General features: G+C 69.2%; 13 protein-coding genes. 4 read left to right on the top strand and 9 right to left on the bottom strand.

Annotated features, from left to right (window positions below; translation table 11 throughout):
• Positions 1-41 precede the first annotated feature (41 nt).
• The 3 genes from BpN12_RS09500 to BpN12_RS09490 all read left to right on the top strand — a co-directional run bounded on the left by BpN12_RS09500 (position 42) and on the right by BpN12_RS09490 (position 2,815).
• Positions 42-488: a hypothetical protein gene (locus BpN12_RS09500; protein WP_246792224.1), complete on the top strand. Its 447-nt coding sequence runs from the start codon at positions 42-44 to the stop codon at positions 486-488.
• A gap of 1,055 nt (positions 489-1,543) precedes the next feature.
• On the top strand, positions 1,544-2,515 hold the full coding sequence (locus BpN12_RS09495) for a sigma 54-interacting transcriptional regulator (RefSeq protein ID WP_246792223.1): 972 nt from the start codon (positions 1,544-1,546) through the stop codon (positions 2,513-2,515).
• Positions 2,516-2,578: 63 nt separating this feature from the next.
• Positions 2,579-2,815: a hypothetical protein gene (locus BpN12_RS09490; protein WP_198252854.1), complete on the top strand. Its 237-nt coding sequence runs from the start codon at positions 2,579-2,581 to the stop codon at positions 2,813-2,815.
• 48 nt (positions 2,816-2,863) lie between these two features.
• Here BpN12_RS09490 and BpN12_RS09485 read toward each other — a convergent pair whose 3' ends face one another.
• On the bottom strand, positions 2,864-3,142 hold the full coding sequence (locus tag BpN12_RS09485) for a 7(1) septoil knot domain-containing protein (protein WP_246792222.1): 279 nt from the start codon (positions 3,140-3,142) through the stop codon (positions 2,864-2,866).
• Between the two features lie 143 nt (positions 3,143-3,285).
• Here BpN12_RS09485 and BpN12_RS09480 point away from each other — a divergent pair, with 143 nt between their 5' ends.
• Positions 3,286-3,657 carry a hypothetical protein gene (locus tag BpN12_RS09480; RefSeq protein ID WP_246792221.1) on the top strand — a complete coding sequence of 124 codons (372 nt, stop codon included), beginning with the start codon at positions 3,286-3,288 and terminating at the stop codon, positions 3,655-3,657.
• A gap of 56 nt (positions 3,658-3,713) precedes the next feature.
• On the opposite strand, the gene BpN12_RS09475 is transcribed toward BpN12_RS09480, so the two are convergent.
• The 8 genes from BpN12_RS09475 to tssK form a co-directional block, all read right to left on the bottom strand.
• The gene (locus tag BpN12_RS09475) at positions 3,714-4,160 is read right to left on the bottom strand and encodes a hypothetical protein (RefSeq protein ID WP_246792220.1); all 447 of its coding nucleotides are present in this window, start codon (positions 4,158-4,160) and stop codon (positions 3,714-3,716) included.
• A gap of 114 nt (positions 4,161-4,274) precedes the next feature.
• Positions 4,275-5,711 carry a hypothetical protein gene (locus BpN12_RS09470; RefSeq protein WP_246792219.1) on the bottom strand — a complete coding sequence of 479 codons (1,437 nt, stop codon included), beginning with the start codon at positions 5,709-5,711 and terminating at the stop codon, positions 4,275-4,277.
• A 70-nt stretch (positions 5,712-5,781) separates the two neighbouring features.
• The gene (locus BpN12_RS09465) at positions 5,782-6,876 is read right to left on the bottom strand and encodes a GNAT family N-acetyltransferase (protein WP_246792218.1); all 1,095 of its coding nucleotides are present in this window, start codon (positions 6,874-6,876) and stop codon (positions 5,782-5,784) included.
• A gap of 54 nt (positions 6,877-6,930) precedes the next feature.
• Positions 6,931-7,500, bottom strand: a complete 570-nt coding sequence (locus BpN12_RS09460; protein WP_246792217.1) for a hypothetical protein — start codon at positions 7,498-7,500, stop codon at positions 6,931-6,933.
• Between the two features lie 67 nt (positions 7,501-7,567).
• Entirely contained in the window at positions 7,568-8,734 is a 1,167-nt protein-coding gene (gene tssA / locus BpN12_RS09455) for a type VI secretion system protein TssA (RefSeq protein WP_246792216.1), read from the bottom strand.
• Between the two features lie 5 nt (positions 8,735-8,739).
• Positions 8,740-12,774 (bottom strand): type VI secretion system protein, encoded by a 4,035-nt coding sequence (locus BpN12_RS09450; RefSeq protein WP_246792215.1) that lies wholly within the window; start codon positions 12,772-12,774, stop codon positions 8,740-8,742.
• A 23-nt stretch (positions 12,775-12,797) separates the two neighbouring features.
• Complete coding sequence (locus BpN12_RS09445; protein WP_246792214.1) at positions 12,798-13,577, bottom strand: DotU family type IV/VI secretion system protein; 780 nt, start codon at positions 13,575-13,577, stop codon at positions 12,798-12,800.
• Positions 13,570-15,300 carry a type VI secretion system baseplate subunit TssK gene (gene tssK / locus BpN12_RS09440; RefSeq protein WP_246792211.1) on the bottom strand — a complete coding sequence of 577 codons (1,731 nt, stop codon included), beginning with the start codon at positions 15,298-15,300 and terminating at the stop codon, positions 13,570-13,572. The genes BpN12_RS09445 and tssK overlap by 8 nt, the downstream gene beginning before the upstream one ends.
• Positions 15,301-15,338: the final 38 nt, after the last annotated feature.

The raw sequence follows: 15,338 nt of genomic DNA, 5'->3' as shown, positions 1-15,338 counted from the left end.
GCCCTGCCAACGGCAGTCCCATCGAATCACGCGAGGAAACCATGGCCTATGTCATCACGAAAGTAGAAGGTACCGCGCCGCTGAAGGTCAGCGAGCGCAGGTGGGGAGATGCCACGCAAATCGATTTCGGCGCGATGACGAGCTGCATCTCGCTCGTCGAGCAGACGCCGGGCAAGCCGACCCTGGTGCGCGCCATCCATCTGTCGATCGTCGACGAGCGCGACACGCCGATCTTCGATCCGGCGTCGAACGTGAGCGCGGAGATCAGCCGGATCATGGAGCCGAACGGCAACCTGCGCGCCTGCATCGGGTGCATCGACGTCTGGGAGAGCAACGGGGCGGATTTGAAGAACTTCTTCCGCAATCTGATGACCACCCTTGGCATCAAGACCGAGGTGCGGCTGGACGACAGTCAATTGCAGGTGCGGCTCGAGAAAGGCGTGCTCCAGTATCGGCAGGACGGCGGCAACTGGATCAAAGTGGGCTGACGCGCAGGCCGCATGACCCGCCGGCACCGGCGCCCGTCGCATCGTCGGGCGCCGGTGCGGTATCGGGTGGTGGTGGCCCGGAGGTGACGGCTGCCCGGTTTCGCCCGATCGCATCGATCGAGCCATTTCTTGAAACGGCATGCGATTCCGCCACGTCACCGGCACCGCCACGTCACCGGCACCGCCACGTCACCGGCAGGTCGTGCTGCGGCCGAAGCCGGCTCCCCCAACGCGATCCCCGCCGCCACGACCTGACGTTTGCGCCGCCTGCCCGGCGACACTAAACGAAAATAATTTTTTTGCCAACGTCATAGGGTTGTCTTGTTTGATGAGTCATTCCGTTATCAGCGGAGACTGGCAGATTCGCATTCCGGCTTGACGGGGTCATATTGCACTTCGAATTGTCGCCGGTAAATCGTTTGCGCCCCCGAATGAAATCCATTCGACGGCGGCCGGAAAACCGGCGCCGCCGCGCGTGGGCAAATCAATCCGACCGGCTCGTGCGGCGCCGCGGCGCGCCGGTCGCAGCGGTGCGGCAGCGGCCGGCCGCCTGGCTGTCCGGCCCGCCAGTCGCGGCGCAGCGCCGTTTCCGCCGATCCGGCGGCGCGCCGTTGCCGTCGTAAACCCGCGGTCCCGGCAAAAGCCGCATGCAACCCTAAAGTTGCCTCGCGGACAACCGTTAATACCACTTCGCCCGGATGCCGGATGAGGGTGCCGTATTAAATGCGGGTATACCTATGGTACCGAATCGACGGGATGGACTTTTCAATCGGATTGATTTACATATCCACCTTCATATTTCCAAACATTTCTTCACGAAACGTCTTTTCACTTCGGGAAATACTAATTACGATTATGCCCGCGCAGGATGCTCGGCGCCGTGCGAACGGCGGCTGTCTACGGGGAGCATTGAAGCGCGCAGGCGGGCCGGATCGGGCCCGACCTGGCCGTATCGACAGGGATGTGCCGCCGTACCGCCCGACAATAAACGGCCCCGCCGCGACGTCCGCCCAGCGCACGCCGCCGCAGGCCAATCGACCAGCTTCGGAGTGCGTATGAACCAGAGTTCCCGTCTCAACATGCTCGGCTCGTCCGACGCCATGGAGGCGGTCAGACGCCAGATCGAGAAGATCGCGGGCGTCGACGTGCCGGTAACCGTGCTTGGCGAGACCGGCACGGGCAAGGAGCTCGCGGTGCGGGCCATCCATTACCTCAGCGGGCGCCGGCAGGCGCCGTTCGTTCCCGTCAATTGCGGCGCGCTGCCGGAGGCGCTCGTCGAAAGCGAGCTGTTCGGCCATGAACGCGGCGCGTTCACCGACGCCAAGCTCGTCAGCGACGGGCTGATCGGCGAGGCCGAGGGCGGCACGCTGTTCCTCGACGAAATCGATGCGCTGGGCCTGAAGGCGCAGGCCGCGCTGCTGCGTTTCCTGCAGGACGGCAGCTACCGGCGCGTGGGCGGCACCAGGATCCGCTTTGCCGACGTGCGCGTGGTGGTGGCCAGCAACGCCGATCTCGCCGCGCTGGCCGAGACGCGGCAGTTCCGGCGCGACCTGCTGTACCGCCTCGACGTGGTGATGCTGCGGATTCCGCCCGTGCGCGAGCGCGGCGGCGACGTGGTCGAGCTGGCCGAGGCGTTCCTCGACCGGCTGCGCACGCGCTACGCGAAACCCGCGATGCGTCTTCACGAGGCCTCGTACCCGCATCTGCGCGGCCACGCGTGGCCGGGCAACGTGCGCGAACTCGAGAACGCCGTGCATCGCGCCGTCCTGTTGAGCGAGGACGGCTTCGTGCGGCTCGGCAGCGCGGCCTGCGAGCCCGACGCGGACAGCGCCGCGCCGGCCGGCGCGCGCCCGTTCAAGACCGAGCGCGCGGCGGCGATCGCCAGCTTCGAGGTCGATTACCTGCGGCGGCTGCTGACCGAGGCGAACGGCAATCTCTCGCAGGCCGCGCGGCTCGCGGGCGAGGAGCGTAGCGCGTTCGGCAAGCTGGTGCGCAAGCACGGCCTCGTGCGCGATCGTTCGAACTGAGTCGGGCGTGGCGATTGAGGTAAGCTTTCGGCTTTACGAATTCTCGACGGCAAGGTGTGCTTCATGAATGACGCGTTGGTCCAGCACGTCGCCGCCCAAATCGCGCAGTATCTGCAGATGAATCCCGCCGCGGCCGATACGGTCGAAGGCATTCACCATTTCTGGGTCGGCGCGCAATCCGCGCAGCAGTCGCTCGAGGTCACGCAGGCGGCGCTCGAATGTCTGCTCGCGCGCGGCGAGGTGGCACGCGTGCCGATCGGCAACCGCCTGCTGTGGCGCGCGCCGCGCGACGGCGCGTAACGAGGCGCGGCGGCGGCGCGGCGGCCCGCGCCGGGCCGCCCGTGGGGCTCAGCGCCCGAGGCGCCCCTGCAGCGGGTGGGCGTGCTGCCAGCCCGCTTCGCCGTAGCTGTCGACGAAACAGACCTTGAGCTGCGCCATGCCGAGGCTCGTGAAATACAGCCACACGTCGGCCTCCTGCTTGTCGCGCGTGATGAACCAGCGCGCGTCGCCATGCGCGAGCCCCCAGCTGCCGACGCGGTGGACGAGCAGGTCGGCGGTGCTGCGGTCGGACAGGTTGACGCGAAAATGCGCCTCGCCCATGTTGCTGGTCTGATAGATGCGTGCCATCGGTGATTTGCTCCGGACCGGACCAGGCCGGTTGAAAAAAGTGGTTTGCCCAGGTGCCGCGTGAGCGGCGCGAGGCGGGAGGCGGCTTGGGCCGCCGTGTGTCGCGCGGGCTGCCCGCGCGTTCGAATCTTGACGGGGCCGTGATGCGAAAAGACAAGCCATTCTCACCCACGTTGCGCCTGCGTGGCGACGCGCAGCGCGTCGAGGTGATCGTGCCGAACGGCACGACGCGCCCCGTGCTCGGCACGCTCGCGCCCGGCGACGACGACCGGCGCACTGCCACCATCGAGCATGCCGGCGGCGCGGGCCGCTCGCCGCGCCAGCAGCCGCTCGCCTCGATCGAACTGGAACTGCCGCGCCGCGCGCAGACCATCCTCACGCAACGGCTGCCGCGCGAGGTGCGCGAGCGCCTGGACGGCGACGGCGCGGGGCGCCATGCGTCGGCGCGCAACGGCGAGAGCGGCGATGCCGGCAGCGAGACGCTGATCGTGCCGGAGCCGGGCGAGGGCGGCTGACCGCGCTGCCCGAGGCGACGGACGCCGGCTACGCCGAGGCGTGCCGACGGTGCGGCCTATTCGTAGAGATGCGGGCGATTGCTCTTGTAGAACTCGTGCTCCATCGTACCCGGCGTCTCCGCAGCGTGCAGATGGACGGCGATGCCCCGCAGCGGCGTGGCGAGCACGCCGAGCGTGGCCGCGGCCAGCGCACGCGGATCGAGATTCCAGGCGGCATGACCGGCGCTTCGCATGAAGCCCGCCGTCTCCATGAAGGTGGCCGCCGTGGTGCTGGACATGCGCTTTTGTGCCACCGCATCCATCGCGTCCTTCATGGCGTCGCGCGCGAACGGCGCGAGCGGCACCTTCGCCCTCAGCAACCCGTCGTTCGCGGTCTTCACCGCGTCCCCATATGGCGAATCGTGATGCGCGATCTGCTTGCCGAACTCGGTGCGCTGCGCTTCGGCGTCGGGATGGTTGAAGGCGGACAGGAGGAAGCCGCCGATCGGGGGGCCAAGCGTCATTGCCTTGCGTCGAAAGCCCATGCGATATCTCCTTGTGAGCGTGGATGAAACGTGATGAAGCGGGATGCCGCTCGCGGCATCGCCGTGGCGGTGACAACGGCGCGGGACGCGCGCTCAGGGTTTGTGGGCCGCTACGTATTGCGCCCGCAGCGCCTTCGTCCCGTCGCGGGTCAACGTGTGGAAATCCGTGGTGCCCGCCCGGGCAGTCCAGAACGGCTGGGTGGAGGCGGTGCCGCGGCGGATCGCGTCCAGTTCGGCCGTGAACGCATCCTTGCTCGCCCACTTCTGCTGCACCTCGGCCAGCTCGGCAGTGTGATTCGATTTCGTCAGCTTGGCGGTGACGTAAGCGCGCTTCAGCTGCTGGTGTTGCAGCGGGTCGCTCGCCTTGTCGACGGTGCTCCAGTCGGTCCCGCTCGTGTGCTGGGCTTCCCACCATTTGCCCGCCTCCGGCAGCGTCGCGCCGCCGGTCCGGATCTGCTCGAGCTTGCCCGCGAACGCCGCTCTCGCCATCTCCGGCGGCGCGAGATATTGCGCGATGGCATGCCGGTCCAGCTTGCGCGCGATGTACTCGTCGCGCAGCTGCTCGCGGGCCTGCGCCTGCACGGGGTCGCCCAGCGGGGTCAGCGCGGTGCCCTTGCCTTGCCACCAGTCGCCCTGGGCGACGGCGGTCCGGGTGCCGTCGTGGATGGCCTTCAGCTTGGTGTCGAAGCGCAGGCCCGCCTCGCGCAGCGCCTTGGCGTGCGATTGATAGATGCTGCCGCGCATTCCCAGATGCTGCTTGAGCACCGCGTCGGCGCTGGTGTCGCCGGCGTCGAGCTTGTCGCGCAGGACGCTCGCGCCCTGCTTCGGGCTCATTTTGGTGTTGCCCAGCTGCGGATACGCATTCAGCATGTCGCTGCCGAAACTGGAAATCGAGGACGTGCCGGTGTTTTGCATGCGCCACTTGCCGGCCATCGTCGTCGCGCGCATGCCCGAACCCACCAGCCCGAGGCCGAGACCGCGCGCGCCGGTGATGTCTTCCACGAACGATCCCATCGTCAGCCCGCCGAAGTACTTCGCCTGGCCGGCTTCGCTGTTCCGGGCCGTGGCGCGCGTGGGTACGTAGGTGTCCTCCGCGAGATACTTCATCGCGCGGCCCTCGATCGTGGCGCGCTCCAGCGAGAGGGTGGCCGGAATCGCCTTGCTGCGCTTGTTCTGGTCGAAGTACGACGTTTCGCCCATCGGCTGCAGCATGCCCTGCACCCATGACTTGGTGGGTTTGCTGGCGTCGTAGGTCTTGTTGCTCGGCTTGTTCGACTGTTGCACCGAAGTCGAATAGGTGCCGTGGATGTCGACAACGTGATCGGCGCCGTTGACCGCATACGGTACGTTCAACTGTGTATACACGCTCTCGGTGCGGGTGCCGGCGGCCAGTGCCTGGATCCCGTCGGTAAACGAGGCGCCACGCTGCGGCGGCGGCAGGGGCGGCGGCGGCACGGGGTCGTGGGCCGGCGCGTAGAAGACTTTCTTGCCCGGCGGAATCATGCCGGTGAACGGATTGGTTCGTTTCATCGCTGCACCTCCGGTAACGGAACGGTCATGCGCGGGGCGGGCGGACGTCGCGCGATCCGGGCGCGTGCGCTCACGAGGCGCTGCTCGTCAGCGGCACCGCGGCCCGCACGTCCAGATCGAGCCGGTCGGTCAGCGCGTGCAGCTCGCTCGCGATGCGCGCCGGAGAATCCGGCTCGCCGATCCGGTAGAACAGCTGGTTGCCGTTGGGCGGCACGGCGCGAATGCCGGTATCGACGAAGCCGATCTTCTCCAGCGCCCGGCGCGACGCGGCGTTGGTGTCGTAGACCGTGGCGTAGCAGGTGCGCATGCCACCGTGCCGATGCGCGGCGGCCAGCAGCAGCGCCGCCGCGCTGGAGCCGAAGCCGTGGCCCTGGAAATCGCGGCCGATCCAGTAGTAGAAGAACCCGATGTCGCGGCATTGCGTGAGGCCGACGTTGCCGATGAAGCCCCACGAGCGGTGCATCACGGCGAACTGCCGGTCGCCCTGCGCGTAGCTGGCGTCGAGCCAGCGGTGCCACGCGGCGGCGTCGTCGAAGCGCGGCAGGCAGCACCAATCGGCGATCGCGGGATCGTAGTACTGCCAGCTGAAATCGGCGAGATGCTGGTGGCCGAGCGGTTCGAGATAGAGCGGCTCGTCGTCGTGCGCGATGCCGTGCATCGGCAGCGAGCCGCGGCGCCAGTCGCGCCAGGCGAGCAGGTCGCGATAGGTGGCCGCGTGATGGTGCTGGCCCGGGTCGGCGAACTGCACCGTCACGGCGAAGTCGAGCGCCGCGTCGATGTCGCCCGCCAGGTGGCAGGCGCGGCCGAGTAGGGCGAGCACGGCGGGGTCGCGCCGCTGTTCCGGCGTGAGCGACGCGCCCACCGCGAGCGCGAGCGGCCAGTAGGCCCAGGTGGCGGCCAGCGTCAGCAGGGCCCGCTTCGCCGCCGCGTCGAACGCCTCGTGATGCTGTTCCCAGCAGCGGCGCAGGCCGATCAGCCAGCTCACGCGGTCCGGCGGCGCGAGCGTCGCCGCGTGATCGAGCAGCGAAGGCAGCCGCGCGAGCAGGGCCGAGGCGTGCCAGTCGGCTTCGGTCAACGCCTGCAGCGCGGCGTCCAGGATCAATGGCTCGATCCGGTCGGCCGCGACGTGGCGAGGCGTGTCGATTTCCAACGCGAGTGTCTGCATGATCGCGATTCCCTCCGTGATCGCCGGGTGACGAGGCGCGGGTTGCCAGCTCGCTCAGGTCAGCGATTTGCCCTTGGTGAACGTGGCGTTGGCGGGCGCCTTGCCGTAGATCTTTTCGTAGTGCGCCATGACGTCGGCGTCGGGCATCTTCATGATCTGCCGGTAAGGCTCGTTGGCCTGATCCGCCGCCTTGCGTTGCGAGGCGATGGCTTCGAATTCGCCCTGGATCATCGATTTGGTGTCGTAAGGGTCCAGCGTGTCGGCGATCTGCTTGTCGTGTCCGTGCCGCACTTCGTGGGTGAGATCGCTCACCGGCGTAAGGCTGCCTTGCAGGATGGTGACCTGGTGTTGCCTCGGCTGATAGGTATTGGTGTTGCCGAATTGAATCCGCAGCTCATCGAGCTTCGGGTATTGCTTTTCGAACGTCTCGTGGCGCGTGAGCAACTCGTTCAGCTCGGCGGACTTGGCGCGCGCGTTCTCGACGTGCTGCCTGAGCGCCGCTGTTTCGTAGTGGATGTCGCGCTGCGGCACCTGGAGCAGCGAGCCGAGCTTCTTCGTGCCGCTCCTGAACGTGTTCTTGGCGAGCGGGCTGAGTTTTTCGACGGTTCTGCCGAAGTGGAACATGGGTGACTCCTTTCCAGGTGAGGGCGAAGCGGCCGTGTGAGCCGCACGTGAGCAAATCGTTGCGAACTCAGGACGGATTGTTCGGCTGCGCGTTCTCGATCCCCACCATCTCGAAGATGTTGAGCTGCCCGCCCAGCCGCAGGAACAGCTCCTGATACAGCTCGGCCGTGTTCATGCGGCCCCACAGCGTGGCGCGCCGCACCAGATACGGCACGGGGCTGTGCGGCTCCATGCGGATCAGGAATTCGGCGATTTCCTCCAGCCGTGCATAGGCGTCGGCGCGATCGCGGATCGCGGCGGCCAGGGCCGGCGCCTCGGCCGTGCCGTTCGCGGCCGGTGCGTCGGTCGCGGCGGTTGCACCGGTTTCCTCGCCGGCCGCCCCGGCGTTGGCTTCGGGCGATGCTTCCATCGCCGGCGGCTCGATCTGCACGCCCTGCTTGTGCAGCTCGCCGTCCACGAGCGAGCGGATCGATTCGAGCAGCTCCACCGTCTTGTGCAGGCTCGGCGCGTCGCCTTCGAAGCGCGGATCGAGCGCCGCGCCCAGTTCCGCGATCGCCCGCAGCGCATCGGACAGGCGCGCGCGCAGTTCCAGGAAGTCGGCGGCCGAGGTGGCGCCCAGCGCCTCCTGCAGCTGTGCGAGCGTGGCGCCCTCGGCCGGCAGGTCGGTGCGGCCGCCGGCGCGCGCGCGCTCGTGATAGTGCGCGCGCTCCCAGTCGGCCCAGCAGTAGACCTTGCCGTCCTCGAGCCGGATCAGCGGCGCGAGCCGCAGCGCCGCCAGGTTCTTGTCGGAAATCGAGCGGATGATGTTGGCGCGATGCTCGTAGTCGCCCTGGCTCGGGAACGGATGGATGTGATCCCAGTAGCGCGAGACCATCTCGCGCACCAGCACCAGCGTGGGCGCGATGCCGCCGAGGCCGTACTGCTTGAGCTGCGCCTCGTAGAGCCAGGCCAGCAGCTGCATGTCCTTGCTCTGATACATCAGCATGTCGGCGATCAGGTGGCTGACCTTGAGCCAGTCGGCGCGCTTCAGGTCGCGCTGCCAGGCGCCCATCGGCAGGGTGGGATCGTCGTGGCGGCGCTCCTGGGCGATCTGCGCGTAGTTGCGGCTTTCCCGCGCCGGCCGCCCGCACGGGTCGTGCCCGTCGAGCGGCGCGAGCAGCGCGTCGAAATCGATGCGCAGGGTCTCCTGGAAATGTCGGCGGGCGTCGGCGAGCAGTGAGGGCGTGGTCGTCATGGCGTTCATTGAGGGGCGGAAATCGGGAATGCCGCCGGCAGTTTCAGCGGCGTCGGAGTCTTCGCGTTCACGTTCGACACGCGAATGCCGAGGAACACGTGCGCGGTGTCGGTGACGGGGCTGCCGGCCGGCTTCGCCTGCAGTACCGGTACGTCGAACTGCAGCAGCGCGCGCGACGCGTCGCGCGGGTCGGTGGCCGGCTCCGAATCGGGGCGATGGCGCTCGATCATGCGCAGCAGCGCCCAGTTGCCGGTGGCCGCGAACGACGCGGTGTTGCCGTCCACCTGCAGGTCGGGCGCGGTGACGGCCAGCGACGGCCGCCACAGCGACAGGCCGGCCCACGACAGGTCGAGCACCAGCGGCTGCCCGAACTGCCAGTCCATGGCGCTGCCGCCGTTCGGGAACGACACGCCCTTGGCGCCCGACACCAGGTTCATCTCGCTGATCTGGTTGCTGCCGTTCGCGCCGGGCTTCAGCGCGCGGAAGTTCACGTTCAGGCTGACGAGCGGGGCATCGCCGCCGGTGGTGTTCGCGCTGCCCGCGCCGGCCGCGTCGCCCGGCGTGGCCGCCGGCACCACGTTGCCCTGCAGGAACGCGTCCACCTGATCGAGCTGCGCCAGGAACTGCCGCACGTTCTTCCAGTACGGATCCTTGAGGCCCGCCACCTGCTTCTCGAGCGTGGCGCGCCGGCTCTCGTAGTCGGTGAAGAAGCTCGTCACGGCGTTCAGGCTCGCGTCGTCGGCGTCGAGCGTGCCGAACGGATAGCGGCCGGCCAGCTCGCGGTTGAAGCGGCTCGCCACCGGCTGGTAGGCGTTCTGCGCCTGCGCATAGCGCTCGCCCTTGCAGCGCATCTGCACGCTCTGCATCAGCTGGCCGCGATGGTTCGAGAACAGGTCGTTGCCGAGCGCGGGCGACGGGTACGCGGCCAGCTGCTCGCCGCAGTTGCTGTTCTGCAGCGCCGGCAGCACCTTCAGGAACAGGTTGTCGAGCACGGCCGGCTGCGAGTTCGGATCCTTGCCCTGCGTGTAGCGCTTGATCTCGCTCGCCGTGTTGTTCCAGTAGGCCGCGTTCGCGGTGTTCGCGCTCGTGTTCGAGGCCGACGGCTCGGCCTGCCCGAGGTAGTTGAGGAACGGCTGCGCGTAGCCGACCAGCACCTGCACGCGGCTGACCTGGCGCGCCAGCATGTCGGTCACCACCGGCGTGCTGCCGAGATCGAAGAAGTACGCGTCCGGATCCTGCGAGGCGGGCAGGTAGGTCGGCTGGTAGAGCTGGCTCTGGTCGGCCAGCAGCGAGATGCGGCCGAGCTGGCTGTTGGCGTACTGGTGCGCGCACTGCGTGAGCTGCGTGGCGCTGCCGTCCATGCCGAGCGCGCGGAACTGCTTCTCGACGTTCAGCACCAGCGGCGAGAGGGTCGCGAAGTTGCCGCTGTCGGCGCTCTGCTGCGCCTCGGTGCTGGTGTCGGTGCCGCTGGTGGCGAGGCCGGCGGCGGCCTGCGCCTGCGCGAGGTTGTTGTTCATCGCCAGTTCGAGCTGGTAGCGGGCCAGCTGGCGATAGAGCGCGTCGGGCTGGCCGCCCTTCAGCGTCGGCTGGGCGAGGAACTTCTGGTAGTCGGCCGCGTACTGGTTCGCGTCCTTCAGCAGGCCCGGGCTCCAGTTGGCGAGGTTGCCGGTGCAGCTGAACGCGGTGAGCGGGTTGATCGACATGTAGTCGAGGCTGCTCAATGCGTTCAGGCCGGTCAGCTCGCCCTGCATCGACGGGTTCAGCGCGATCTGGCCGTTGAGGTTGACGAACAGCGGGCCGTAGCCGGGCAGCGACAGGCTGTTGAGCGTCTGCATCGCGAGCGGGTACTGATGCGCGGCGTCGAACTGCGCGCCGACCTGCGCCTGCAGGTAGGACGGATAGCCGTAGTCGGTGACGAGCGGCTTGAGGCTCGCCACCAGCTGGTTCTGCACGGTCAGGATCGGGTTGTCGGTGGCGCTGGAGCCGAGCCACGCGGTGCGGATCCAGTTCAGCCAGTGCGTGAACTGCTGCACGTGCGGCAGGATCGGCTGCTTCTTCGCCTGCAATTGATCGAGCAGCGGCAGGCCGGCCTGCAGTTCCGACTGCAGCAGGCTGCCGGCCTGCGCGGCCAGCGCGGCGATGTGGTTGCCGACGTTCTGCTTCAGTTGCGGCGGGGTGGCGATGGTGCCGCTGAAATCCTGGTCGGTGAGGGCCGCGAGCGTGGCCGGCAGCAGGCCGGGGCGGCTGCGCACGTAGGGCGGCACCGGGGTGCGGTAGGCGTATTCGACCAGATCGAAGAAGCCCGGCAGCGGCACGCGGTCCTTTGCGTAGGGCGTCTTGCCGAGCAGGCGCTGGAAGCGGCTCGCGTTGTGCTCGTACTGGTCCACGCGCTGCACGAAGCCGTTCAGCTGGCCGAGCGCCTGCGTGTAGTCGAGCCCGGCGGTGATGCCGCGGGTGGCTTCGGCGCCGAGTTCGTCGGCGCGCTGCGAGAGCTGGCACGCGAGACCCGGCAGGATCACCTTGCGGAACGCGGTGTCGATCACGCGCCGCGCGCTCTGGCTGCTCAGGCGTGAATCGACCAGCGACACCGGCAGCAGCCAGCTGCTCGCGTCGGCGTCGATCTGCGCGACCTGCTCGACCAGCTGGTAGACGGGTGCCTGCGCGATGCAGCCGGCGCCGGGCGCGGGCGGCTGCAGTTGTTGCATCCGTTCGAGCGCCTGCACCACGCGGTCGATCTGCGCGTCGATCATCCAGACCCGCACCGCGAACGCGATCAACAGCAGCGAGAAGCCGATCACGCCGAACCACTGCACGCGGCGGATCAGCAGGTTGCGCGACCAGACGCCGGCCCGCGTCGGGCGCGCCAGGTGTTTCTCGGCGAGCACCTTGTCGATCATCAGGTCGCGCACGAACGCCACGTCGTGGCGCGGGCCGTCGCGATGCTCGACCTGGTCGCCGTGGTCCGCCACGGTGCCGGTGAAATAGACGCCGCGCAGGAAGAACGTAGTCTCCCAGGCCGAGACCTGGAACACCGTGGCGAGCCATTGCTCGAACGGCGCCTGCAGCTGCGCGAAGCGCAGCGGGTAGAGGAACATCGGATCGGCGTCGTGTTCGGCGATCCGCTCGCAATGCGCGGCGGTTTCCACCTGCAGCGCCTGCAGCTGCGCGCCGATCGCGTCGAACACGGTGGCGCCCCACTGCGCGGGCGGCGTCTCGAGCGACTGGCTCGGCGCCGACCAGCCCACCATCTCGGTGTGCCGCTGCGGCGCCTGCGAGCGCCAGAACGCGCTGAAGCCCTCGACGTGATCGCAGGCGGTCACCACCACATAGACGGGCAGCGCGAATTCGAGCCGCTCCTCGATGGTGCGCAGCTGCTGGCGCGCGTTCTGCGCGACCGCCATCAGCCGGGCCGGATCGCGCTGCAGGAAGGTGGTGGCCGAGACCGCCAGCACGATGCCGTCGAGCGCGCGCTCGGGGCGCAGCGCGTCGAGCTGGTCGAGGAATTTCTGCCAGCGGCGCAGGTCAGCGTCGTCGGAGGTGCCGTCGCCGAGCGCGACGGTGGCGGCCGACTCGGGCCACTTGCCGTCGGGATCGAGCACCAGGCCCTGGTCGAGCGCGTACCAGCTGGCGCCCTCGAGTTCGAGCTGCTTCTGGCGTTCGTCGAGCGGCTGCGTATGCTGCGGGCCGACCGATTCGAGCAGGCTGGTCTTGCCGGCGCAGGCCTGGCCGAGCATCAGCAGCCACGGCGTGCCGTAGCGCCATTCGCGGCCGGTGCGCAGGTAGTCGATGGCGAGCGTGGCGCGCTCGATCCAGCCCTTCACGCGGTTACCGGCGGCCGGTTCGCAGCCGCACAGCGGCGGCACGGCCGGCGCCTTGACGAGCGGCTTGAGCTTGGCCCACAGCTTGCCGGCCAGCTTCACCAGCACCAGCAGCGCGAGCACGGCGGCCGCCGCCATCAGCACGAGCTTGAGCGTGCCGGCGTCGGGAGCCCAGCCGGTCTGCGCCTTCAGCCAGGCGATCGATTTCTGTAATGCGTCCACGAATTGCGCTCCTGCCTGACTCTCTAGCTATTCAAGTAATGTTCGAACGGGTGCATCAGGACGAACCACGCCACCACCGACAGCAGCAGGTAGCCGATCAGCCCGTAGAGCCCGAGATTGCGCCACGGCGTGAGCGGCGCGAGCCGCTCGTCGCGGCGGCCCGTGAGCGGATACGCGTAGGCCTCGGCGAAGGCCGGCTGGTCGTCGTCGAGCTTGCCGCCGGCCGCGAACACGACCTGGTAGAGCTGTCCGCGGATCTTCTCCAGATGCGGCTGCGCCTGACGCGCGCGATAGCGGCCCTTGAAGCCGAGTTCCATCGCGAGCAGGAACACCGAGGCGAGTTCGGCCTGCAGCGGCGTGCGCGGCGTCTCCTGCACGAGCTGCTCGGCCATCGTGAAGAAGCGCGAGCCGGCGTTGCTGGAATCGAACACCGATTGCTCGAGCAGCACCGACAGCCACGCGTCGCGGCCCGGCCAGTCGAGTTCGAAGATCAGCACCTCGTCGGCCAGCGCGGCCATCAGGTAGCGGGCCTGGCGCTCGGCCTGGCCGGCCGCGGTGCCGGTGTCGTCGGCGTAGCGGCGCGCCTGGCGCTGCAGCAGCGCGAGCAGCCGCGCGTTGACGCGCTTGGCGAACTCGCTGCCGGTAACGGGCTGGGGCGAGTCGTCGCCGGCCAGATAGGCGGCCAGCCAGCCGCCTGCCTGCGCCGCCTTGATCGCCGCCAGCTCCTGATAGAAGTCGGCGAAGCGCGCCACCAGATCGGGATGATCGCGGCCCGGCTGCGGCCAGCTCGGGGCGTCACGCATCGCGGCCTCCCGGCGGGGTGGACGACGCCGGCCGCGTCGGCGGCGCGTACTGCGCGGCCGGCGCCGGCGGCGCGGCGGGCGCGGCCGGCATGCCCGGCACCACCGGCGTGACCGTGACGGTCGAGGTCACCGCGGCGGCCGGCGCGACCGCGACCGCGGCCGGCATCCCGGTCACGGCCGGCGCCATCGCGACGGCCGTCGCCACCGGCGTGGCCGGGGCGCTCGGGGCCGCCGGGGCCCATTCCACCTCGGGCGCCATCGGCGCGGGCGCGGGGGCGGGCGCGGGCGCCGGAGACGGCGCCGCGGCCGCCCGCGCGCCGTGCTTCTGCTTTTGCTTCTGGCGATAGAGCGTGATCGCGGCCGGCAGCGCGTCGTTCTTGCGGCCCACCACCTGCAGCAGCGCGCCGTCGCCGAACGCGTGCTGCGCGCCCTGGTCGTCGAGCTCGAGCGGCTGGTTCTTCACGGCGAACAGGCAGGCCTGCGAGCGCAGCTTCTCGCGCTCGATCTCGTGCGGCTGCAGCGCGCGCACCGAGGCGCCGGCCACGCGCGCGCGGCGCAGCAGCGGCATCACCGAGGCGTCGGCGATCACCGCCTCGTTGAGCCAGGCCAGCAGTTGCGCGGCGGTCTGGCCTTCGCGCGGCTCGACCTCGATGATCAGCTCGTGGCCCATGCCGCCCGGCACACGGCGCTCGAAGCAGGCGTCGAGCAGGCCCGGGTCGTGCTGGTCGGTGCGCAGGAACGGCAGCGTCTCGTAGCGCGTGTCGACGGTGTCGATGCGGCTCTGCACGAAATCCATCGCCTGCTGGAATTGCGGCAGGCAGTCGTCGTGCTGGTACGGCTTCATCAGCAGCGGCAGCGGATTGGCACCGATCGCCGACACCGAGCCGACGATGCCGGCGAGCGCCTGGTACAGCGCTTCCGGATGCGTGCGACCGTCCAGCAGCGTCGAGAACGGCGGCAGGCAGGCGCCGATCGCGCGCGCGGCCGACAGGTGCTGGCGCCGTTCGTTGCCGGCGCTGTCGTCGGCGTCGCCGCCCTTGCCCGGCTCGCCGAGCTGCGCGAGCTTGTCCCACAGGCGGTCGTGGAAGTCGTGCAGGCCGCGCCACAGGTTCGAGGCGCCGAGGCAGTCGGCGGCGTCGACGTGCAGCATCGGCGGGTGATAGGGGGTGATCTGCAGCTGCTGGTTCTCGCCGCGCACGAATTCGAGCAGCGGCACCGCGCTGTGCGGCGCGGGCGAGGTCACGCCGAGGTAGAGATGGAAGCGCACCTGCAGGCGCGGCAGCGTGAGCGCGCTGTCGCCGGTGTTCTCGTCCACGCTCGGCTCGTCGAGCACCGAGTTGTAGCGGCGCTCCTGGCTGTCCTGCACGGCCGCGTGCGAGCCGCGCGGATTGACCCAGCACCAGACCTTCACGGGCGCCTGGCCGCTCCTGCAGGCCGCGCCGACGTCGATCTCGACGTTGCCGGGCGGGTTGCGCGGCAGGCCGCCGGGGAACGCCACCAGCAGGCCGTCGGGCAGGATGCATTCGAGTTCGCCGATGCTGAGGATTTCCTTGACCATCTCGAAGCGCAGCTTCAGCACGCCCCAGAAATGCGGCGCCACGGCCTGCAGGCGATGGCGCAGGTGGGCGTGCCAGTAGCGGTCGTTCTGCTGCAGATGCTGCGGCGAGAGCATCATGCCTTCCGACCACTGGACGGCGTCGGGGAGGGGGGCGGTCTGTGTCATGGCCTGATCGTTCCGGGGCTCGTGTCTGGGCTGGCTGG

The organism is Burkholderia perseverans, assembly GCF_022870505.1.
GTDB lineage: Bacteria > Pseudomonadota > Gammaproteobacteria > Burkholderiales > Burkholderiaceae > Burkholderia > Burkholderia plantarii.
This window is presented reverse-complemented; position numbering and strand designations above follow the sequence as displayed.